Here is a 22,476-nt window from a genome sequence, read left to right as displayed (position 1 = left end):
TGAACCAGGTGGAGCGCTGGTTCGGGATCATCACCCAGCGGGCGATCCGGCGCGGCAGCTTCTCCAGCGTCAAGGAGCTGATCGCCAAGATCGAGCAGTTCGTGGCGGCCTACAACAAGACCAAGGCCCCGTTCAACTGGACGGCGACAGCAGATTCAATCCTGGAGAAGATCAAGCGACTTTGCTCGCAAATCTCCGGGACGGCACACTAGTGATCCATATATAACTAAGCCTCTGCCTTCAGGAATAAAGAGGTTTGCGATTGGATGCTGTTCACGCTCAGCCCCATTGAAAACCACAAAATAGCCGCGCCGGGCTCCGGATGATTCATATGTATTCAGTTGAACGGATTCGAGCAATGCCAAGTCTTCATCCGAGATATCCTTGGTAAAAGCATCAAGGAGAAGATATGAATTGCTAATTCTGACTTGCTTCGTTTGAGACCAGAATGTTAATATGGCAATAATGACGCCGCCTACCACGGCAACTTTCTCGGCATGATCTAAGAGCTTCTGGATTGCCATTGATTAAGCTGATAGGGGTATTGGGAAGCTGTTTTGAATTGAGAGACATGATTGCTGACCTTAGCAGATGAGGATTAAGGTCCAACCCTGGCAGGGTCGGCGGGAGATGTTATAGATATTTGCTGACTCTATCTGTTGTGAAGCCGGAGGCATCTAACATTGCCATTCACCAGAGCCGCCACCATCAAACGCATCTTCGTAAACACTTGTTTGCGGGCAGGTGATGGCCAGCGTTATGCCGCAAAGGGCAATGCATCACATCTCATGAGCATCAGCAATTTCTTTACCAACACGCTTGGTGCCAATCTCAGCAATCCTCGATGGTCGTGGGGCGCGTCTAATCCGCAGACCAATCAGCTATTCTTGCGCGTCTGGTACGACGAACTCGAAACCGTAGACGGCGTCGAACGTAGCTTGATTCTGAAAACCGACCGGTCGTACTCCTCTCCCGGTTATCCTGAACGGCAACGGCATGTCGAAGCTCTCCGCAACGGAGCGCAAGGATACGGAGTCGTCTGCACTGCCAAAGACATTCACGCATCCGGTCGAACTATCAAACACTTTGACCGCGAATTATTACTTCAATTCGGCGATATCATCGACGACGGGCCAAGTGTATTCGCTGTTGTCATGTCTCGAGTACCCGCTAACGAACTCGCGCGACCCAAATCGGCCGCAAGTTCGGTCGTTCCCGATCTGAAATCCATACTTAATCGTCGGGGTGGCGTTACCGAGAAAGAAACGCTTGCAAATGCACGTGTTGGACAGGGCGCATTCCGCGCTGACGTTCTTCGGATTTGGGATTCTCGCTGTTGTGTCACGGGGTCACAACTACTTGATGCAATTCGTGCATCACACGTCAAACCATGGCGAGACTCAACAAACACGGAACGGCTCGATCCCAACAATGGGCTGCCGCTCATTGCAACAATTGACGCTCTGTTTGATGCCGGTCTCGTTATTTTTTCCGCGGATGGCAAACTGAAGGTGGCTCGTTGTATCAACGATGTAGAGCGTGAACTATTGGGATTGGCCGATTTGGGGCTATCTCGCACGCCAAATCGTGCACTTGCGGAATATCTCTTGTATCATCGGGAGACCGTATTCTTGGACGCGAAATAGCGGCATAACAAAGCAATGCACTGGAGCCGCGAAGCCGGGCGTATTGAGATGGTCAATCACTCGTCGCGGCCCGGTGACTCTAAGCGATACGCGCAACCAAGTCGACACACCACACCTGTCGTCAATTGACATCCCTGCTTCGCATGATGCGAAAGACTTGTCAGTAGCAATCACGATCATTTTCTCTCAAAATACAAGCCCAGATCAATCAACAAATGACAGATAGGAGCGCCATCAAGTACGAAGTTAGCGAGGGCCGAGCAAGGATTGAGCGTATAATGAGGGGTCTTGACTACCTCGACCATGAAAGTGACAGGGGCGTAATCCTGATCATAGGGGCAATGCTTGATGAATTACTGGCAGAGCTACTCAAGAATGTCCTTGAGCCATCCGTTGCAGATAAGCTGGTGAATGGCAGCACTGCTCCTTTGGGATCCTTCTCAGCTAGAGCAAAGATTTCATTCGCGATTGGCGTGGTAGATGCCCAAGACTACAAAGATATAGAAGTCATTCGCAAGGTGCGCAATGCGGCCGCACACCTTGATAGCAGGCAAGGGTTTAACAGTGGGTTTAAATCTCAGAGCATTATTGGACTCTGCGGGAATCTGTCACAGAATGTGCTAATCACAAGCGCTTCTGCGCGTGAGAAGTTTATATTTGCAGCAAAAACAACATGTGGTTCTATAATGAGCCATGTGATCATCGCCCAAATCGTTTCGATGCACAAGGGTCATTCAGCAGCACTCAAAGCCGTTCAGGGCCATACAAAGGGCTTCATGTACAACTTTGATGATATTGACGAAGATGACTAGCTTCTGCGTGGGAGGAGCGGTGACGCACAACAACCAGATACAGAAGGCGGGTGCAGAAGCTGGTCTGCCTTGGCAGAATCACTTACCCGCTTCTGATCTGGAGCGTAATGCCCCACACCCAATTTCATAGAAAATCGCCATGTCTGAACTCATTTATTATGTTGCTTCCACTCTCGATGGCTTTATTGCCCATGAAGACGGCTCATTCGATGGATTCGCCTGGGATGATGAAGTCGTTTCTGATTTCCTAAGCGACCAGAAACAGTTTGACACTGTCCTAATGGGTCGAAAAACATACGAGGTTGGTTTAAAGGAAGGAAAAACCAGCCCATACCCAGAATTGCGCCAAATTGTCTTTTCTAAGTCGATGGGTGAGAGTCCCGATCCAGCCGTTGAGCTGGTAACTTCCGATCTGATTCATTTTGTCAAAAGGTTAAAGTCCGAATCAGATCGCCCAATATGGGTTTGCGGCGGGTCAGAAATCGCTACCCAGTTAGCAAAGGCTGGCTTGTTTGACAAGATTATAATTAAGCTAAACCCCGTAATATTTGGCTCTGGGATTCCATTGTTTGGCTTAATTCCGCAGCATGTTTCGTTGAAGCTTGTTGATCAAAAAACATATGGCTGCGGTATCGTATTCAACACGTACGAGGTCATCTAAAAGTCCGGCATAACAATACCTTGCGGCCGACCCACTTCCGCTACTTCCCTACGGTCATTCACTCCAAGTGGGCGGCTGAAGGCAAGCGTTAGACAGACCGGAGGCCGGTTGCAGCGCCGTATCCCTGGGGATACAATGGTGGCATGTTGGAGATTCGGGAGACACCTGCCTATGCCGCATGGTTCAGTGGGCTGCGTGATCGAGCGGCAAAAGCTCGCATCGACATTCGGATCAGGCGTTTATCCCTGGGGAATCCAGGTGATGTCCGTCCAGTCGGAGAAGGTGTCTCGGAGCTTCGGATTCGATATGGCCCTGGCTACCGGATCTATTTCATAAGCCAAGGCAACATGCTTATTGTTCTTCTCGCTGGTGGCAACAAGGGCTCTCAAGCAAAAGACATCAAGCTTGCCAAGGATCTTGCTCGTAACCTTTAGGGAGAAGCAAATGACCAAAACCGAAACAACTGCCTGGGATCCAGTCAATCACTTCAATAACAGTGAAGACATGGCAGCCTATCTCGAAGCCGCTTTGGAGGATGGAGATCCAAGGCTGGTGGCTGCTGCCTTGGGTGATATTGCTCGTGCCAAGGGCATGTCGCAGATTGCACGTGAAGCTGGACTGGGTCGGGAAAGCCTGTACAAGGCTCTCTCATCAAGCGGGAATCCTGAACTGGCAACCGTCTTGAAGGTTATCTCTGCACTCGGACTTCAGCTGCATGCCAGCCCTGCTGTTGAGGCGGAGGCGGCGGTCTAACAATGCCATACACCTGGGCCGCCTCCAAATGACGTCCTTTCGTCGCATTGAATTCTTGCGGCCAGGTGATGGCAAGCGTTAGGCCGGACGCTCGGTGGCTCTTTGTCATTCCATGCGAAAGAAGAAGCCGTACACATGATTTCTAGTCCACCACGTAAAGCCACCGAATCGTGCCTCCACCCCGAGGGCATCGCCCTGCGTTACCTGCGCACCGATTGCCGGGGTCTCTGACGGATCCGATGGGACGGCACCGCTGGCCACTTCAAAAATAGTACGGTACGGTACCGTATCTTCTCTGCCTCGATGGCCCTCTCTCCTCCACCCCGCGACCGCATCCTCCATGCCGCAAGGGAGCTGTTCTTTCAGCAGGGTTACGCCAGGGTGTCGACCGACGCCCTGGCGCGGGCCGCTGCCGTGTCGAAGGCGACGCTCTACAAGCACTTTCCCGGTATGGAGGCCCTGCTCCGTGCCGTCGTGGAGCGTGAAGTGGATGGGTTCGAGCGTGGGGTCCCCATGGCGGTGGGCACACCTGGGGAGTTCCGCTCGGCGCTCGTGTACTACGGAGCCAACCTGCTCGTGTTCCTGAACCAGTCCGACATCATCCACTTTGCCCAGCTGATGTTCGAGGAAGCGCGCGGCAATGGGGGATTGGCAGCGGATTTCTACGAGTCCGCCTATGGCCGCACCCAGAACGACCTAGCCCGACTCATCCAGCAAGGCCTCGACAGGGTCTACCTGGGATCCAACCTGACGGCCCCAGAGCTGGCGGAACAACTGCTTGGCCTCTGGGAGGGTTTCGGTTTCGTCCGCGCCCTGCTTGGTCTGACTCCCCGACCGTTCCCGAACCCCTGGGAGTGGAGCGAAGCCTGTGTGCATACCTTTCTGGCTGGCCAGGCGTCCAATCCGCCGCCGAGCCCCTGGCCCCTTCCCACCTGCCGTTCCTCCGGTTCCTGATGGCCATCCACAAGTTCGTAGCGCCCACAGGTATGGGCGACGTGTTCTCCGACCGCTGCCGGCTGCTAATCCACCAGTTAAAGCTCAGGGCCTTCACCATCGCGGTGGCCCTGGCCACACACACCCTCTTTCCCCTACTGCGCTGGATGCAGCAGCGCCGTATTCGCAGGGGTGATGTGATCTGGCTGGAGGAAATGACGGGCCCGCCCCAGAGCCAGATCTTCGATCATCTGGCGTATGTGCCAGCGGACATCACCCCCAACCCCGGCCTGGTACGTAGGCGGGCACGGTTCATGAAGGTGGAGTATCCGGCGGCCGCTTACCCCTTTGCCTATCGCCGCCCCCCCATCTCCGGCAACACGATCAACGGCCTCGGAGAGGTGCATCCCCGCCGGCCGGATCACGTGTTCTTCGGGGATTCCTACAAGCGTGCCTGGGGCAAGCTTGACTGGTACTTCCAGGTGATGGAGCCGACAGCGATCCATCGGCAGATCGTGAGAATGTTCTGGCAGGACGCGGCCCGGATCGGGACAGTGGCGCCCACGGTCACCACCCTGGCGAATCCGGACAAGGCCGCTGATCGGGTCAAGGAGATGGCGAAACGGTTCGGCGCCGCCCTGGTGGGAATCACTAGGTTGCAGCCGGAGTTCTGCTACCACGACTCTCAGCCCGACTTCGCGTACGCCATCTCCGTGGCCGTGCCGATGGACCGGGAGGACATGCTCCACACCCCAAGCGAACGCTCCAACCGGCAGATCATGAGCACCTACCTGGAGGTGAATCGAGTGGCGATCCGCCTGGCCCACGCCATCCGTGCACTTGGCCATCCGGCCCAGGCGTCCACCAATCTGGCGCCAGGTTCCAGCACAGAGGTGCTGCACGTCCCTATCGCGATCGAGGCCGGTCTGGGCCAGCTGGGCAAGCACGGTTCGATGATCACGCCGGACTTTGGCTCGAACGTCCGTCTGGCCACCGTGCTGACGGATCTGCACCTGTCCATCGATCACCCCAGGGACATCGGCGTGGACGATCTCTGTGCCCATTGCCGCATATGCGAAACCAACTGCCCCCCGCACGCCCTTTTCTCCGAGAAACAGCTGGTTCGAGGCGAGCGGCGCTGGTATGTCAACTTCGACAAGTGTGCGCCTTACTTTGCCGAAACCCGTGGCTGCGGCATCTGCATCGAAGTGTGCCCCTGGAGCACCCCAGGAAAGGGACGTGAATTGATGCGTACCCTGCTGGAGCGCCGTGGGGCGACCAGCTGATGCAAGGTCGCTTTTCAGGCCGCATCCACCGGGCCGTGACGCGGGCGGAAGGCGAAGCGGGCCTCACGAAGGCCGCCAGATGCCATACCTTCGGCCGCACCATCGTGACCCCCCTGCTGGAAGAGGGCAAGGACATCCGCGCGATCCAGGAACTGCTGGGAAATCAAGACGTGAGCACCACCATGCTAGGCGCAATTGGAATGCCTTACATGGCAAACGTCTTAACAATTTGAGGCAGCGGAGGAATTGGGAAAGCAGTTTCTTGACACCTCTTTGCGACATCAAAGCGTGAATTGTCAACATCCCGCACCATCTAAAAGCATGGAGAGTGGGTTAAGGCCGATGCCTCGACACTTTAGAGAGTCAATACGGCAGCCAAGGCTGCTGGGCAAGAAACTCCATACTCACTTCTCTACATGGGATGTACCAAGGTGAATAATTACCTTACACTATCGCACTCAATTCCAAGCAACTCTGATGATTGAGTCACAAGGGTTCCGAATGCGTATCTCTTGGCTCTAATCAGAATGGCAAGGCATTGCCGCCTGAGTAGCGAATATTCAACAATCCACAGGTCATCTTCATGGGAGTGCTTTTCAGACGTGACAACTATCGGAGCGCAGAGGACGTAAACTCTGCAGCGAGGCTTGAGCTACCAGACGCTGTCCACTCATTGTGTGAAGAGAGTCGCCATGATCGGATAGCTGTGACAGTGATTAATCCAGACCAGGCAGAAACTCCATAGATGCTCTCAGGCCTGGATGAGATTAGAGCTACCCCAAAAAGCGATTCCATCTGAGGACTTTATTCTGATTATCGAATGCATTCTGCGCTTATCTCGCCAAAGTTTTATAAAGGAGATTGATGTTCCGGCTATGTCCTGCAAGGGTGCCTAACTTCGCCATGCACCTGAGCCGCCACCGCAAGTAAATCTCGTTTCGACGATGCACCTTGCGGCCAGGTGATGGCGAGCGTTCGCCAGGCTTCCCGTGATTCTTCGCATCTTTCGTGTCGAGATTGATCCAGCCACCCGATCTGGCTTTGACGCCGGGTTTCGGTCTCTGTCCATCGATTTGGCCTGCACTGCCCGTTGACCTCGAAAACCCGGGAGCCGCAGAACGAACTCGACGACGCCGCCTGCTGGCGCAACGGCGACTCATCCAGTAGTATCACGATGTCGTTATGCCGTTGATCGATGGCTGCCGCTCTCGGGGCGTGTCGGGCGCCTGAGCAGCGGCTCACCGGCTTGATCCTGCTGCGCCAGATCGGCCTGCAGCGGCGGCACCCTTGCCACCCCCCAGCGATGACCACCTCCGCCCCCCACCTGCGCGAAGACCTGCTGACGCCGCGCTTCTACACCACCGAAATCGAGAAGGCAGCCCGCACCGATCTGGACAACCAGCGTCCGGCTTTCGAGGCGATGCTGGCCCAGATGGAGGCCGACTACAACCGCGATCACTTCGATCGACGCGTGCCACTGGGTCGGCTGCGGGACCTCAGCCTCGAGGAAAAGGGTGCCTACGAGAGCTATCTGGTGCGCTCGTGCGTGTCGGAGTTCTCGGGCTTCCTGCTGTTCAAGGAACTATCCCGGCGCCTGTTCCAGGCCGGCCGCAACGACCTGGGCCGCCTGTTCCAACTCATGGCCCGCGATGAGGCCCGCCATGCGGGCTTTCTCAATCGCGCCCTGGTGGCCGAGGGCATCCAGCTGGATCTGCCCAAGTTGAGCACCAACCGGCCGATCACCTGGTTCCCGCTCAGCTGGGTGCTCTATTCGGTGTTTCTGTCCGAAAAGATCGGCTACTGGCGCTACATCCTGATCGACCGGCACCTCAAGGCCCATCCCGACAGCAACTTCGCTCCCCTGTTCGACTTCTTCGAGCCCTGGTGCCAGGACGAGAACCGCCACGGGGACATCTTCAACATGCTGATCCGCTGCTGGCCCCAGATCAAGGACGGCCTTCGCGGTCGGTTGCTGAGCCGTTTCTTCCTCTGGTCGGTGTTCCTCACCCACAGCCTCACGGTCTGTGAGCGTGATGAGTTCTATGGGCTCCTCGGAATCGATGCAAACCGGTTCGATGCCGAAGTGATGCGTCAGACCAACCGCACCGCCCGTCGTGCCTTCCCCCGGGTGTTCGACCTGGAGGGCAGCAACTACCTCGAGCTTCGCGACCGGCTCGTGGACTGCTACCAGCAGATCAAGGATTCCAGCACCAAGGGCCCGCTGGGTGTCCTGAAACAGCTGGGCCTCAAGCTGCGCTTCGCCGGGCTGTTGCTGCGCCAGTTCGCCCAGCCCATGGTTCCCTCGGGGGCGGCGTGATCGGGGCCGTCCTTGATCCCATTCCCCATGGCTTCACCCCTCATCGGCGCTGAGGCGCCACGCATCTTCATCGGCTACGACCCCCGGGAGGAGGTGGCCGTCAACGTGCTTACCGATTCGATTCAGGCCCACGCCAGCGTGCCGGTGCTGATCGCCCAGGTGCGGCTCGACCAGCTGGCGGGTGTTTACACCCGACCCCGGGATCCGAAGCAGAGCACCGACTTCTCCTTCAGCCGCTTCCTGGTGCCCTTCCTGGCCGGCTACCAGGGCTGGGCCCTGTTCATCGATGCCGACATGCTCTGCCTCGGGGACATCGCCGAGCTCTGGGCCCATCGCGATGAGCGTTATGCGGTGCAGGTGGTGAAGCACCGCCATGAATGCGAGGAGGGCCTCAAATTCCAGGGCATGCCCCAGACCCCCTACGAGCGCAAGAACTGGTCGTCGGTAGTGCTGTTCAACTGCGGCAGCTGCCGCCAGCTCACTCCCGAGCGGGTCAACACTGCCTCCGGCCTGGAGCTGCACCAGTTCCGCTGGCTGGATGACGACACCATCGGCACGATTCCGCCCGAGTGGAACGTGCTCGTGGGTGTCCAGGCGATCCCACCCCAGCCGAAGGTTCTGCATTACACCCTCGGCGGCCCCTGGTTCGACGACTGCCTCTCGATGCCGGAGTCGGATCGCTGGCTCGCAGCCCACTCCGCCATGAATCGTCCCCTCTGCCCCACCTGAGTCGGCAGCACTCCCCAACCCACGAGATCCCCATGTACGACAGCCCCGCCTACCGCGCCGCCTACGCGCGCATCAATGGAATGGTGATCGTGGGCGAAGGTCTCGCCTATCGCCATTTCCGGCAACTGGCCGAGATCTTCCCCGAAGACCGCCAGGAGCTCGATCGCCTGGCTGCCATGGAAAGCGGCCATGCCCGCGACTTTGTGGGGTGTGGGATCAACCTGGGCATCAAACCTGACCTGGCCCTGGCCCGAGACCTGTTCGCCCCCCTGCATGCCCTCTTCCTGGACGCCCGTCGCTCGGCAGACCGGGTGGGACCGCTGGTGATCCAGTGCCTGGTGGTGGAAAGCTTCGCCCTGGCCGCCTACCGCGGCTACCTGCCGGTGGCCGACCCCTACGCGGCACCGATCACCCGCCGGGTGATGGCCGACGAGGACGAGCACCTGAACTACGGCGAACGGCGGCTGAGCCCCGCGGGTGATCTCGCCCTCGACTGGTGCACCCAGGCCCTGCCGATCACGTTGGCGATCCTCAGGCCGCTGCTGCCGGATGTGGCCGCCATCGGCATGGAGGCCACGGAGCTGGTGGCGGAGTTCGCCGACCTGCTCCAGGGAAGCCTGGAGCGGATCGGCATCGGCGGGCCTGCGGCGCGTCGCACGATCGCCCGCTCAGTGGGCCGCGCTCTCGCTGCGCCAGCCCCCTGAGCAGCGGGACATCCAGCCGATTCAGGCGTTCTCCATGGCCCTCATCGGCGCCAGGGGAGCGACCGGAGGCAGATCCGAGGCCCACGGCTCCAGGCCACCGCTCGGCAGCTCCACCCTCTGGCAGTCGCCGCCGAAACGGAGCTGCAGCCAGGTGATCACAGCGGGATCGAGGGCCGCGACGGCTTCGGCGCTGCCGTCGTTCAGAGACAGCTCGCGCACGGCGGAGCAGGGCAGATACCAGAGGTCGGTGGGGCCGTCCTGGCGTGTGCGGCGCTCCAGGAACAGCTCCCTCAGCTGGCCATCCCCGCTGAGGGCTCCTTCCGGGGCCAGCAGCAGCGTCAAGGACTGGAGGGCGCGCCCGGGGGTGGCGGTGAACGGCATGGCAACCATGACAACGAGGTCAATGCAACACAACACTAGCGTGATAACGTGGCCCCGAGTTCGGCTCCAGCGCCTGGGGCATCGGTGCCTCTGTGTGTGCGTTGTCGAAAGGATGTCGGCGTCAGCCATCCCAGCTCGGCTAGTTGTGGAGATGAAGCCGGCCGCCGATGAGCCCACTCTTTTGCTGTTCGGGCTGTGGCGTTCAGATCGAACGCTCGCTCCGCCTCTACCTCCAGCAGAAAGGACGGGTACTGTGCTCCACCTGCATCGACCGGCAGGAAGAGGATCGACCGCCTCAAGCGGAGCCTGATGGATCCCAGGACGGGATCCACCGCCGCGCCTGAGCTGCCGATGACGTCAGATCAGAGGCTGATCCAGCTGCTGGAGGCGCGGTAATTCACCAGATAACTGGAGCTGCTGTCGCCGCCAAACAGGATCTCCAGCTCACCGTCAGCGGGCAAGTTCTGGAGACCGATCTGAGCAACACCACTCTCCAGCTGGCCTCGCCCGAGCAAACGCCCTTGCTGATCCTTGATGCGGATGCTGCCTGTCTGAGCGGTGCGGTAGGCACGCTCGGGGCCTTCGCCGCTGTAGCCGGTGGACCATTGATCCGGCCGTGCCATCCGGCTGAGCTGACGGCGGCTCTGGCGATCCCGGCCGACGATCTTCACCTCCAGCTGAAGTTCATTGCTCTGGCCCCGCCGCAACGAAGCACGGGCCTTGGTATCGGTGATCAGATAGCTATCGCGGTAATTGGAAGCAGGCTGTTCATACCAGCTCTCCATCAAGGAGAGATTGAGCGGCACCACGGCATCCTGCTGCTCAGTGAAAGGAACGGTGGCCCCAAAACTGGAGCCCGACTCCATCACCTGGCCGAGGTACTGATATCCGCTGCCATTGTTGAGCAGCTCGGCCGAGGTCAGGGATCCGTTGGCAAATCCCAGTCGTACGATTGCCACATCCTCTGGATTGAGGGGATTGCCGGTGATGGCATCATTGCCACGGATCTCAAAATCCACCGTGTGGTTGCCGCCACGTGAGCCCATGTAGCCAGAACCGCCATTCTCCAGAATCACGCTCCCCACTTCGCCATTGTCCGTGGGAAGGAACCCGAGGCGGATCTGGGCGGTGTTGCTGAGACTGGGGCTCCATTCGCCCGTGATCGGATCGCGAGGGCGCCAATCGTCGGCAATCAGCGTCTCCCAGCCCTGAAGTGCAGGGAGGCGGGTGTCTGGGTTCAGGTTTTCGCGGATGGCGGGATCATCAACCAGCGGCTGCTCATAGCGATACAACATGCTGTGCTTTCCGGCCTTCAGGCTGGCTCCGCCGAACCCGAACCCATACGCCCCAGGGCTGAAGCCCACATCCTGACCATCCTGGTCCTGAACCAGGTACCCCCCGGCCACTCCCACCGTGGTCGGGTCAGAGTTGAGCAGGTAGGGGCGCACACCGGTGGTGTTATAGGGAATACCCGCAGGGTTGCTGCCAGTCAGCTTGGTGCTTCCCACGCCCATGTAGGCATCAAGTCGGCCACTCCAGTTGCGCGGCTCATAAACGTTGTCCCCGTACAGGGTTTCGTTGATGCTGTCCAGGAGTCGGCCGCTGTTGCCCATGGTCACGAAAGGGATGCCCTGGCCGATGCCCTGATCGTTCCCTTCCAACACGCGCTGGTAGTAGTGCGCATGGCCGTTGACATAGGCGTCAAAGGATCCCTCGGGCAGGCCAGCCAGAAACTTCTGCAACACCGGGAAGCTGATGTTGTCGTCGGGTTGGCCCTTGCCCCATTCGCCGGAGCTAAAGATGGGCTGGTGCCCGATCACCACCTGCCAGCGGGCCTGCGACTTCTGCAATTCGTGTTTCAGCCACCGGAATTGCTGCCAGCCATTGGTGGGCACGCTGCTGTTGGCAGCGGTGGTGAGGGCTGTGTTGGTGGCATTGGGCTTGAGCGAGGGGTCGTAGTCGAGGTTGTAATCCTTCTGCTCACTCACCATCTGTGAGCCGAAGCCGTTGGTAAATGTTGGATACTTGCCCCCCACATTCATCACCAGGCGCATGGCATCGATGGAAAAGACATCCACCAATGGCTGGCCAGTCCCGTCATCACCAAGGCTCACCTTGTAGTAAAGGCCTGCATTGCCGCTACCATCGGCACTGCCAATCTCAAGCCCGGGTTGCCCAGCCAGTTTGGGGTTTTTCAGCCAGCCGAAGTAATCCAGATAGGGGAGCGGCACAGCTGTGCTGCTACGGCCGATGATGCCTTCGTTCGGGACTGTGCTCTTGGGATTGTCGAGGCCGATGTTGGTTTCCGAGGAGTCTGCCCGTAGGTAGTACTCGTGATTGCCAGGCGTAGGCCAGAAGCGGTTGACGCCGTCACGACTGCCTCCCTTGCCCCTTTTGATCGGATTGGGATATCCCTTGGGAAAGTTGTAGAGATCGTAGGGCCAGACTTGATTCCCGACAGTTGTTCTGTAAGGGCCTTTCGGGCTACTGAAGCGCGGTGACGGATACGGTGAGATGAAATCGTTGAACAAGCGTCCAACCTCATCATCCATCAAGGAGCTGGCACCAGTGTTGTAAACCAGATCCCCAAGGACAAGAAGCTCATCAGGTTGTTGACCCCGCAACAGTTGAGCCACTGCTTCCTGGGCTGGCCCGGAGGAGTTGACATTGACATTGGCCCCCTCGTAGCCACTGCTACTTTTGCGCAGCCAGCCGCCACCGGGAAAGTAATAGAAGCGGCTGCTGTTGTACCGGCTGCCGCCGGGATCTCCGACCAAGCCAAGGATGAGGGCGGCCATGAGCCGAGCATGCTGCTAAGAAACCTCCACAAATTAGCCACTTGAAACCAGGAGAGGGATAACGACAACTTTTCATACACTCCGAGATTTGGCCGGATGAATCAACGTTGGTCCCTACGCATCAAGCTGCCGACATGCCCTCGCCGGATGCGGGCATGTTGCCCGATGAAGGGAACGGTGACGACAGGCAAGGCACGGCCGCAGTGGATCGGGCCCTGTTCACCGGCATGGGGAAGACCCGCAACGTGATCAACGTGCTCAGTGCCGATGTGGTGGTGGTCTGTGGCGGCGGCGGCACGGCATCCGAAGCTGCCCATACTCTCAATGCGGGCAGGCCGCTGATCCTGCTGGCGGTGCCAGCGCTATGGCACGACTTGTTCTGCTCACTCGCTGAGGGTGTCGAGAGCACAAGCGACGCGCAGGAGTGCTGCCGGTTGATCGAGGCCCGACTCCCACAGCCATGAGCCGGCCATCATCCCGTATCCCCCTGAGCCCCCAGACAGACACGGAGCACCCTTCTCATTGGGCCCGTTCCGGCAGTTGTTGGAACAACGCCACAACGCTCGCCACCTTGTCTTCCAGCGTCTGATCTCGATCGCAGCAAACACCGGTCCCCACTCGCCTTCGATCGCGGTGCCGTTGGGGTGCAGCTGGATCTTGAGGCCGGCGTCCAGCAGCACCCGCTCACACGCAGCGATGTAGGGCGCCAGGTTGACGCCGACCCCGATCGGAACAACGCAAAGATCGACGATCACCTTCATCGGACGTGCCTCAGGAGCCTTCCTTGAGAGGGTCCCATCCACCTGGCCACCTCCGTGCCATGACTGCTCAGGGGGACAGGTCTAGCGTTTAGCCAACGCCGCCGGATGGGCCATGGCCGTGGTGAACCGCTGCGCGGTGGGGATCCACACCAGGGGCAACTGCTCGACTGGGCACGGGGACTTGAGCTGGATGTGGACGCTGCTGGAGCCAGAGAGCCCTGCCTGTACCTGATCCCTGACTACGACACGCAGGCGGAGGCCGAGGAGATCCTCGAGGAGGTCTACAAGGCGATTGTTGAGGCGGAGCTCGACTACTGGCATCGCGACACCGGCACCCGAGGAGTTTGTTTCCAATACGGCAGCGAGCCAGTAGCCATGGCAAATCCCGCGCTGAGTGAACCACTGCTTCGGTGTTGTGACTCTGGGTTGTGACTCTGGTGTTCTGCTGAGCGTGCCCATCGATGGGTCTCAGTCAGCCCCTCATCGCCTCGAAGCTCCTGGCTCAGGTTTTCAGCAGCGCTGATCCATCCAGCCGGCGGATCACCACCACCCCGGGCCGGGGTGGGCGGCCGGGGGCCCCGCTGGGCCAGTTCGAGCCGAGCGACACCTGCCGCAGCTGGGAGAAGTGGCCGCCAGCACGATCCACGAACTCGAAGGCCTGGACCTCCTCCATGCCGGCCTGGTGGGTGCCGTTGGCTTCCCCCGGGTGCTGGACGGCGAGCAGCAGGCTGCGCTCGGCCGGATCGAGGGCGAGGCCGCACAGTTCGCATTCATTCGGCCCGATGGCGAAGCAGAGGGCTTCACCTGCGGCGTCGCCCTGACGGGGGAGCAGCCAGCAGCCGTTGTTGCCGAACAGATCGGTGGCTGACGAACGACTGCTTCGGTCGGTCACCATCCAGAGGTTGCCGGCACGATCGAGGGCGAGGTTGTCGGGATTGGTGAAGCCCAGGCCGCCGGCCCAGGGTTCGCCACCAGTGGCCACCATCCGCCAGCGGAAACGCCCTTCACCGACTGGCCCCGTTTCACTCAACCGCATCACAAAGCCATGGGGCCAGCTCGCCTCACCGCCGGGTCCCTGGAAGATCGCCGGGTCGGCGCCGCCTTCGGCGTCGGGGCTGCCGGAGGTGAAAGCGATCAACAGGTCGCCCGTGAGCGGATCGAGATCGGTGTCCTCCGGCCGGGCCGTCGGGGTGGCGCCCACCGCATTGGCGGCCAGGTGGGCGTCGATCAGGATGGCACCGAGTTGCTCCTCACCGCCGCCTGGGTACAGGGTGGCCAGGCTGGGGAAACGCTTTGCGTAGGCCTCCACCTCCGCGTCGGCCATGAAGGGGACACCGCCGGCCTGGAGCCGGTCGGGGTTGGGCAGCATCACAGGCACCGACAGGCCGGTGGCTCCGAAACCCGAGGGCAGGAAGGGATCGAGCGGCGTGGAGGGCAGCAGCGGAATCCAGCGGCCGCTCCCATCGGCCGAGAAACGGGCCACCTCCAGCCGCCCCTGGCCGAACAGGGAGGAATTGCGCGTGTCGCGCGGATCCTTGACCAGCCCAGCACTGACGAAGCGGTAGAGGTGGCCGCCGCGGCGATCGCAGCCGGAGTACACCACCAGGGGCTGGTCCGCCACGGCCCTCACGGCCACCGCCTCATGGCGGAAACGGCCGAGGGCGGTGTGCTTGGTGCCGGGGTCGGCCGGATCGGCCGGATCGATCTCCACCATCCAGCCGTACTTGTTGCCGGCCAGCCCATAGACGTTGCCCAGGCCTTCCAGGTCGCCCTGCCGGCAGACCAGGGGCCGCTCTCGGGGGTGCTGGGAGCTGCCATCGGCATACACCGGCTCACAGACGTAACTCTGGAAGTTCTCCTCGGCGCTCAGCACCGTGCCCCAGGGGGTGGTACCGCCTGCGCAGTTGGCGAAAGTGCCAATCACCCGGTCCGCGAGGCCGTCGTCGTAGCCGAGCCGCTGACGGCGGCGGAAGACAGCGGCGGCGGGTCCGCTCACCTTGAGGCGCTGCTCCGGCCGGCTCAGGCCGCTCAGGCCGGTGATCCGACGATCGAGTGGGCCGGGGGAGCGGACCCAGCCGCCGCCTGGAGCCGCCGTCAGGCTGGCCACGCCGATACCAAGGTCGGTCATCGCCTGGTCCACCACGCCGCGCAGCAGTGGCCAGAGGGGGTCCGCCGCCGCCAGGGCCGTGCAATCGATCCGCCCACCCAGGGGCTGGAGGGCGTCGACCAACTCAGAAAAGGGCAGGGGCTGGCCCACCACATCGGCGAACCCCTCCAACCAGGGGCGTTCGCTGATGTACTCGAAATTGATGGTAAGCAGGGCCTTGCCTGGCCCCAAGGTGGTGAGGGCAAGGTAGTCGTTGTTGTAGCCCACCCGGCTGTCGCCGAGGGGATCCCCCCAGGCCAGCAGCAGGTCTGAGCGGAAGCCCTCCGGCACCACCAGCCGGTCCTCCAGGACGTAGCGGCCGTAGCGACGCCGCTGCTGTTCGGCCGTCAGGCCATCGGTGGCCAGGGGCAGGGGGGCCAGCACCGGCTCGAAGGGCATGGCGGCGGCGCGGGGCGCCGTGGCCGATGCGGATGTGGCCAGTCCAGGAGCCGCAAGAGCTCCACCGCTCAGACCGAGCAGTACCAGGAACTGGCGGCGGTGAAGGGTCATCGGGGCGCTGGGCAGCGGAGGGTGATGCGGGCCAGGCTGCTCGTCTGCAGCGCAATGAAATTGTCATCGCTGACCAGCAACCGTGTCGGTCGTCCATCCGACATGGCGGGCCACGGGCGAGACCTGCCCAGTTCTCCGTCGTCAGGCCCGTGTGCCGTCCCGGAAAGAACCTCGACATGCATGTGCGGAACGTTGCCTAGGTGCTGCGGGGCCGCCTCTGCGGAAGCCTTCGCCCCATGGGCACATTGGCCTTGAACGACTAAACGCGCCTTGGGGGGGGTGTTTGAGCCACTGCGCCCCAGGCTGATGGGTTGAAAGCAGCGCGGAAGGTTGGTCAACAGCTCAGCGTCGCGACTATCGGCAAACACCAGATGGCTACAAGTCCGCCGCTCCCAGTTCAAAAAAAATGGCTCGCAGAAGACCAGGAAGCCGCTGACGTGGTCGGACCACTGGACCAGCGCCAGCATCTTCCGGGGCTCCCTCGCAAACCCTCTCTGGGAGAGGGCGGTGAGCTCGGCCAGGCACTGAGCGTAGGTAATCAGGGATCAAAGGATCGGGAAGGGTCCGCGGCGGATGCGGCGACGAATACGAAAAGCGTGACACGCAAGGGACTCTCCGGAATCGGCTCTAGTGTATTGATCAGGGATTTTTGACTAGGGGAATCTGGGGAGGGTCATGATGAATCCTGGTCTAACGATTTTAGTCGGGGTGGCCCTCGGAGTGGTGTTCGCGCAAATCATCACGTTCTTTCTCTCCAGCAAGGGAAAACGTGCGGACGATCCATTGCTTGATCGGCTACAGGAGAGCAACGCTGCTATTGCTCAGCAGACGGACAAGTTACTGGACCGAATGAACGCACTAGAGCAAAAGATGGACCCAGAGATACCGCAAACTCTGATGATCACAGCAACACGATGCCTACAAAGAGCAGATGAATTCCATGAGGCTCTGCGGCCCCTCTGCCAGGAATGATGACGCCTCTCCATCCCGACCACTTTCACCACCAGGGGGTTTGATGGAGTGGTTCGACGCCTCGTTACAGCGAGGCTGTCAAGGCGGATGAGAGAAGGTGGATGGGCCCGCCGTACCGGCAAAGCGTGGCCCAGATCTCGGCAGAACTAGCCACTTTCCCCGTTGGAGAGCACATGCTTGATGGTGATATCCAGCTGATTCAGTTTGACCGGCTTGGTCAGATATTCGTTGGCACCAGCCGCGAGACATCGCTCACGGTCGCCTTTCATTGCCATGGCCGTGAAAGCAATGATCGGGATCCGAGCCACCCGGGGATCGGTGGAACTTCGCAGCTTTTGCATCACTTCAAATCCATCCAGAATGGGCATCGACATGTCAAGCACGATCACATCAACAGGGTCATTCATCGCCATGTCAACCGCCTCTTGGCCATTGGTGGCATGAAGCAAGTCAAAGCCCTTGGACTTGAGATAGCGCGTGTAGATCAAGCTGTTGACCCGATTGTCTTCCGCAAGCAAGACTCTGATCCCGTCTTTTGATTGGCCATTATAACCTTGGCTGGATAGTTTCTGATGCTCGTTGTTACCATCCTGTTTGGCCACCAACGACGGATCGGAGACATCAGAAAGCTTGCCCTGGGGAGCAGATGCCGGGTGGTAGGGCAGGACCACCCTGAAGTGGCTTCCCTTGCCAAGCTCAGAATCCAGAACGATGGAGCCCCCTTGCGCCTCAACGATCTTCTTGACGATGGACAGGCCCAGCCCAGTACCGCCGAACTGGCGATTCAGTGAACTCTGAACCTGGACAAATGGCATGAAGACCTTGTCTCTGTTTTCTGGTGCGACGCCGATTCCGCTATCCCTCACCTCAAAAGCTAGATGGGAACCAGTGTTGCTCGCCGGGGATGATGGTTCCAGCACCGCTCGCATCGAGACTTGACCACCCACAGGAGTGAATTTGACAGCATTGCTCAAAAGGTTGATCAGAATTTGCCTGAGCAGCTTGGGGTCGATTAGGCAGCAGGGAATATCAGGCTGAATGTCGGAATGGAGCGTTATGGACTTGGCCAAGGTGAGTTGTTGTGCCGTTGCAAAACAGGACTCGCACAACTCTGAAACAAAGCTGGGCTCAGGACTGACCTCCAATTTCCCAGCTTCAATTTTGGTGATATCGAGGATGTCGTTGATCAGATCAAGAAGATGGGCTCCGCTCTTGCTGATCTCTTCAACAGCCGTGGATTGCGGTGCTGGAAGGTCACCGTAGATGCCCTCGCTCATCGACTCCGCCATCCCAAGGATTGCATTCAGGGGGGTGCGGAGTTCATGGCTCATATTTGCCAGGAACTCATCTTTGAGGCGTGTTGCACGCGCCAGTTCATCGTTCGTTTCCTCCAGTTGATGATTAGCCTGGATCAAGCGTTCTTCTGCGAGTCTCCTGTCTCGTAGTTCTGTCTCGATCTTAGTAAACAGGATCGATTGCTGGATGGCAATGGCCAGCTGCACGGCGACATAGCGAATGAACGCAAGTTCTTCATCGCTCCACTTCCGAGCATCCCGGCATTGATGCACACACAGAAGGCCCCAGAGCTCATGGCCATGAACCAGGGGTACCGTTGCACTTGAGCGGATGTCATAGCGCTCAAGAAGCTCGCGATAGCATGGCGTCAGCTTGGCAGCCTTGATATCATCAATAACATTAGCCCTGCCTTTTAAATACAGTTTCACCAGCTGAGGAGTAAAGCATGTGTCCTCCACTTCCTGATCTAGAATCGAGCATATACCTGCAGCGCTGGAGACCGCAATGAAACGGCCGAGCCTGCAATCAGTGCCTGCAGCAAATTGGTAGACCGCAACCCTGTCTGCCTGTAGATAAGAGAGAACTTCAAAGGTAGCCGTTTCAAAAATCTGCTCGAGGTTAAAGGATATTCGAATTCGGTCATTGATCTCGCGGAGAAGTTGCTCCTTTCTGGCTTGCCGCTCTAGTCGTACTGAATTGTTCTGCATCTTCTCTGCCATGCTGTCAAAGGCGGCAGAAACTTGAGCAAGCTCGTCGGAGCCCGTGAGCACACTACGGGAATCAAGCTTGCCTTCGCCAAGATTGTTTGACGCCTCCACGAGCCTCTGGATTCGCTTGTTGAGAGCAAACTCAAAAAAGAGCCAGATCAACAGGCAGAATGCAATGAGCGACGCATTGGAGATCAAGGCTCTCCGTAGTGCCGTGTTGAAGGCATAGTGCTTGACACTCTTAAGGTCGTACTCCACAAACAGAATGCCGACTCGTGAAGGCCTCAGCTCACCTGCACGGGATGCCAGCAGAACAGGAGAAATAGAGATCAGTTTATTCTTGTTGTCGACGGTCAGGATGGACCCGGAGAGTTTCTGCCTGACTGTGGAGATCGCAGGGCTATAAGTCCCCGCCAGGGTATCGCTGACGGCGGCCCCCTTTTGCCTGTAGTCGTTCGATTCTTCTACCTTATTGTTATCGCCCAGAACCATGACGCTCATGTAGCCTGGATAAGAGCCAAGCTGGCTCACCAGTGTCTTGATCTGATTCTCGCTGTCACTCGATCGGTAAAGGTACTCCAGGACTCTGGATGTCTGGGCCGTCGAAGTTCTTAGATTGACTGATGCAGTCTGCTCAGCGATCCGGTAGGACTCGTTGATTTCCTGTAGGAATGAACTCAAGCCCGCCAGACTCCCAAAAACCACGATCAGGGCAGGAATCGTGTAGCGAAGAGGGGGCGGAAGTCTCATTACCAAGATTATTGGTGGTTGTAACTTGCGACACTATTCACAAATCGGTCGTCAAGCAATGTTCTTGGATCGATCCTTTTGTCAATCAACCTGTTCTTGATCATCACATCGATAAGCTTTTGCATCGACAGCACCAGCGTGGGATCCTTCTGGCTGAGTAGAGCCTGGTTGTCAGCGAGGCTGGGTTGCTTCAATCCCTGAAAGGCCTCAAGGAGTTGGGCAGGCGTGACTTGGGTGCGTTTCGCCATCAGACTTGCAGCCTGCTCGGGATTCCGCTCGAAATAACCTAGAGCTTTGAACCGTCCGTCGACCAAAGCCTGAACAGCTTTGGGGTTGGTCTTGATTGCGTCGGTGCTCACCACCAAGGTGTCCACAATCTCCCCAGGGATGGAGCTGCTATCAAACAACTGTCTAGCGCCTGCCTTCAACAAGCGAGACCGTGCTGGTCCGAACGTGACCACAGCATCCACCTCTTGATTCGTAAAGGCCCGCTCGTGATCGGCGAGCTCAAGCGACACGATCTTCACATCCTGGGCGGACATCCCATTCTTCTCCAGTGCTCGTGAGAGGAAAAAAGCTCCAAGTGCTGTGGATTCAACGCCGATGCGCCGACCTTTCAGATCCTTGAAATTGCCGATTCCAGGCTGGCCGAGAATAACATCGCCGCCATCCGAGAAATCCATCACCGCAATGATTCTGATGTCTCCCTGGGTAGAGGCCAGCACCAAAGCCTGATCAATCGACAGGCCTGCTCCATCAATTTCCTTGTTCCGATAGGCTCTGACTTCTTCCGTGCCCGATGGATAATCCACAAGTTTGATCGGCTTGTCTTTGTAATAGTCAAGATCTCTGGCCAGGTAAAGAGTCTCGTAGCCGGGCCAGAGATTGGAGCCGATCCGCAACGTCTGCGGCGGAGCCACACTGCACCCGGCCAGCACCAGCGGTATCCCCACCAGCAGCGCGTTGATCGAGCGCCAGCTGGCGAATCGTGCTGGGCGGGTCGAAGCACTTTGATCCACGGCCTGTGGACTGCGGCGCTTGACGGGGCGCACGGCGGGTACGCCACCCATCCCCCAACGCCATGGCCCTTGCCTCGAAGACCGGAACTGGTACGTCATCGGGTGGAGCGTGGCACTGCCCAATTCTGTTCGATCACTCCCCAGCCACGGCAGGCCCCACAAAAAGTTTGTCAACCTTGTCGCTCTCGCGTCCCTCGGTATCGGCTTCGGCCAACGGGTCCCACCGCAGGGCCTATTAAAAGTGTGTCCCAATTAACCTGGCCGGCCCCATTCCTCTGCGTTGTCCTGCCTGGGAACTGCTCCTTAGCCTTGGGATCCCAGCTCGAAACGGCAGTCACTGCAGCCGATCTGATCAGTTTCCTCAAGGCGTTGCCGGACGGCCGGAAGCGCCGGGGGATTCGCTTCCCGCAGTGATGGATGCTGCTGGTAGCGATCCTCGCGATCCTGAGTAACCAGGGCTCACTGGTGGAAATGGAGCGATTCGCCAAGCCGCAGGCTTCTCCGCAGGAGTAGCGCCACCGCCAGATACTCAACGAGCTGCTGGGCACCGATTTCGGCAAGTCGCCGTCGGACTCCACGTTTTGTTTGCTCCTCGCTCAGCTCGATGTGGAGGGATTTGAGGGCCTTCTGCAGCAGTGGATGGCGGCCCAGCCTGGCGTGGCAGAAGGCTTGAACACCCTGCTCTGCGACGGCAAGACCCCAGGGTTCACTGCGGTGAGCTCGGCTCCAAGTCATTGTCCAATGTTGAGGTGGGAAGTGACGGAAGGCGAGCACGTCTTCCCGGGCGTGCAGATTGAGCGCAGCAGTCTTGGTGAAGCGATCCACCAGTGCGCTGGCCAGATCGTCCCAGCGGGCCTCGAGTTCGTCCGTTTCCTCCTGGGCGAACACCGAGCCGGCAGTCAGCGTTGACGCCCATGGCCACCACCACAGCCCTGGAGCAGACCTGGATCGCCTTGCCGAGACGTCCGTGGAGATAGGTGGCATCGAGGTACAGGTAGGCGTAGCCGGTCCTCGCTGCGCTCATGACGCACCAGCTCCGGGATCAGCTCACCGGCGCTGCTGCCAGAGCCTATCTTCCTGCAAGGCGGGGGCGGCAGATTCCACATGCAGCCGAACCACACGTGAGGCAACCAGATTAGTTATCAATAAACATCGAATGGGCCGTACGCACGACCCGTGGATCGGGCTCACCGACGACGTCGTGGTCTTTGTGCTCGTAGTCCAGGGCGTGGAGGACGCTGCGGATGGCGCCGAGACGGGCCCGGCGCTTCTCGTTCGAGTTGACGATCGTCCAT

20 protein-coding genes and 1 pseudogene are annotated in these 22,476 nt (G+C 59.2%); 14 read left to right on the top strand and 7 right to left on the bottom strand.

All coding sequences use genetic code 11. The features are described from left to right. The 12 genes and pseudogenes from VB716_RS14220 to VB716_RS14165 all read left to right on the top strand — a co-directional run. Positions 1-212 (top strand): annotated as a pseudogene (locus tag VB716_RS14220) (IS630 family transposase); the annotation flags it as partial. 471 nt (positions 213-683) lie between these two features. Continuing rightward, on the top strand, positions 684-1,646 hold the full coding sequence (locus VB716_RS14215; RefSeq protein WP_323270816.1) for an HNH endonuclease: 963 nt from the start codon (positions 684-686) through the stop codon (positions 1,644-1,646). Positions 1,647-1,924: 278 nt separating this feature from the next. Continuing rightward, positions 1,925-2,458, top strand: a complete 534-nt coding sequence (locus tag VB716_RS14210; RefSeq protein WP_323270814.1) for an MltR family transcriptional regulator — start codon at positions 1,925-1,927, stop codon at positions 2,456-2,458. A gap of 139 nt (positions 2,459-2,597) precedes the next feature. Further along, a complete protein-coding gene (locus tag VB716_RS14205) occupies positions 2,598-3,119 on the top strand; it encodes a dihydrofolate reductase family protein (protein WP_323270812.1) in 522 nt (173 codons plus the stop codon). A 143-nt stretch (positions 3,120-3,262) separates the two neighbouring features. Continuing rightward, on the top strand, positions 3,263-3,553 hold the full coding sequence (locus tag VB716_RS14200; protein WP_323270810.1) for a type II toxin-antitoxin system RelE/ParE family toxin: 291 nt from the start codon (positions 3,263-3,265) through the stop codon (positions 3,551-3,553). 10 nt (positions 3,554-3,563) lie between these two features. Then, positions 3,564-3,872, top strand: a complete 309-nt coding sequence (locus VB716_RS14195) for an addiction module antidote protein (protein ID WP_323270808.1) — start codon at positions 3,564-3,566, stop codon at positions 3,870-3,872. A 303-nt stretch (positions 3,873-4,175) separates the two neighbouring features. Next, a complete protein-coding gene (locus VB716_RS14190) occupies positions 4,176-4,826 on the top strand; it encodes a TetR/AcrR family transcriptional regulator (RefSeq protein WP_323270807.1) in 651 nt (216 codons plus the stop codon). Further along, entirely contained in the window at positions 4,826-6,091 is a 1,266-nt protein-coding gene (locus VB716_RS14185) for a 4Fe-4S dicluster domain-containing protein (protein ID WP_323270806.1), read from the top strand. Before VB716_RS14190 ends, VB716_RS14185 begins: the two co-directional genes overlap by 1 nt. Further along, positions 6,091-6,324, top strand: a complete 234-nt coding sequence (locus tag VB716_RS14180; RefSeq protein WP_323270804.1) for a tyrosine-type recombinase/integrase — start codon at positions 6,091-6,093, stop codon at positions 6,322-6,324. The genes VB716_RS14185 and VB716_RS14180 overlap by 1 nt, the downstream gene beginning before the upstream one ends. A gap of 1,070 nt (positions 6,325-7,394) precedes the next feature. Beyond that, positions 7,395-8,408 (top strand): magnesium-protoporphyrin IX monomethyl ester (oxidative) cyclase, encoded by a 1,014-nt coding sequence (gene acsF, locus VB716_RS14175; RefSeq protein WP_197159078.1) that lies wholly within the window; start codon positions 7,395-7,397, stop codon positions 8,406-8,408. Positions 8,409-8,435: 27 nt separating this feature from the next. Further along, positions 8,436-9,137, top strand: a complete 702-nt coding sequence (locus VB716_RS14170; RefSeq protein WP_322758348.1) for a glycosyltransferase — start codon at positions 8,436-8,438, stop codon at positions 9,135-9,137. A gap of 32 nt (positions 9,138-9,169) precedes the next feature. Then, positions 9,170-9,841: a long-chain fatty aldehyde decarbonylase gene (locus VB716_RS14165; protein WP_197158766.1), complete on the top strand. Its 672-nt coding sequence runs from the start codon at positions 9,170-9,172 to the stop codon at positions 9,839-9,841. 21 nt (positions 9,842-9,862) lie between these two features. Here VB716_RS14165 and VB716_RS14160 read toward each other — a convergent pair whose 3' ends face one another. Together VB716_RS14160 and VB716_RS14155 are read right to left on the bottom strand one after the other, a co-directional pair. After that, positions 9,863-10,222 (bottom strand): hypothetical protein, encoded by a 360-nt coding sequence (locus VB716_RS14160; protein WP_197158765.1) that lies wholly within the window; start codon positions 10,220-10,222, stop codon positions 9,863-9,865. Between the two features lie 362 nt (positions 10,223-10,584). Continuing rightward, positions 10,585-13,020, bottom strand: coding sequence for a metallophosphoesterase (locus tag VB716_RS14155; RefSeq protein WP_322758347.1), 2,436 nt, complete (start codon positions 13,018-13,020; stop codon positions 10,585-10,587). Positions 13,021-13,154: 134 nt separating this feature from the next. On the opposite strand from VB716_RS14155, the gene VB716_RS14150 reads away from it, so the two are divergent. Next, positions 13,155-13,484 (top strand): hypothetical protein, encoded by a 330-nt coding sequence (locus VB716_RS14150; RefSeq protein WP_322758346.1) that lies wholly within the window; start codon positions 13,155-13,157, stop codon positions 13,482-13,484. On the opposite strand, the gene VB716_RS17505 is transcribed toward VB716_RS14150, so the two are convergent. Next, positions 13,404-13,781, bottom strand: a complete 378-nt coding sequence (locus VB716_RS17505) for an MTH1187 family thiamine-binding protein (protein WP_416223865.1) — start codon at positions 13,779-13,781, stop codon at positions 13,404-13,406. The genes VB716_RS14150 and VB716_RS17505 overlap by 81 nt on opposite strands. A gap of 105 nt (positions 13,782-13,886) precedes the next feature. Here VB716_RS17505 and VB716_RS14140 point away from each other — a divergent pair, with 105 nt between their 5' ends. Next, a complete protein-coding gene (locus tag VB716_RS14140) occupies positions 13,887-14,213 on the top strand; it encodes a hypothetical protein (RefSeq protein WP_322758345.1) in 327 nt (108 codons plus the stop codon). Between the two features lie 70 nt (positions 14,214-14,283). Here VB716_RS14140 and VB716_RS14135 read toward each other — a convergent pair whose 3' ends face one another. The 4 genes from VB716_RS14135 to VB716_RS14120 form a co-directional block, all read right to left on the bottom strand. After that, positions 14,284-16,437, bottom strand: coding sequence for a PhoX family protein (locus VB716_RS14135; protein ID WP_322758344.1), 2,154 nt, complete (start codon positions 16,435-16,437; stop codon positions 14,284-14,286). Positions 16,438-17,555: 1,118 nt separating this feature from the next. Continuing rightward, positions 17,556-20,162, bottom strand: a complete 2,607-nt coding sequence (locus VB716_RS14130) for an ATP-binding protein (RefSeq protein ID WP_323270803.1) — start codon at positions 20,160-20,162, stop codon at positions 17,556-17,558. An 8-nt stretch (positions 20,163-20,170) separates the two neighbouring features. After that, positions 20,171-21,181 carry an ABC transporter substrate-binding protein gene (locus tag VB716_RS14125; RefSeq protein ID WP_323270802.1) on the bottom strand — a complete coding sequence of 337 codons (1,011 nt, stop codon included), beginning with the start codon at positions 21,179-21,181 and terminating at the stop codon, positions 20,171-20,173. A gap of 459 nt (positions 21,182-21,640) precedes the next feature. Then, positions 21,641-22,006, bottom strand: coding sequence for a hypothetical protein (locus tag VB716_RS14120; RefSeq protein ID WP_416238120.1), 366 nt, complete (start codon positions 22,004-22,006; stop codon positions 21,641-21,643). Positions 22,007-22,476 lie beyond the last annotated feature (470 nt).

This window comes from Synechococcus sp. CCY9201 (genome assembly GCF_034931105.1).
Classification (GTDB): Bacteria; Cyanobacteriota; Cyanobacteriia; order PCC-6307; family Cyanobiaceae; genus CBW1002.
This window is presented reverse-complemented; position numbering and strand designations above follow the sequence as displayed.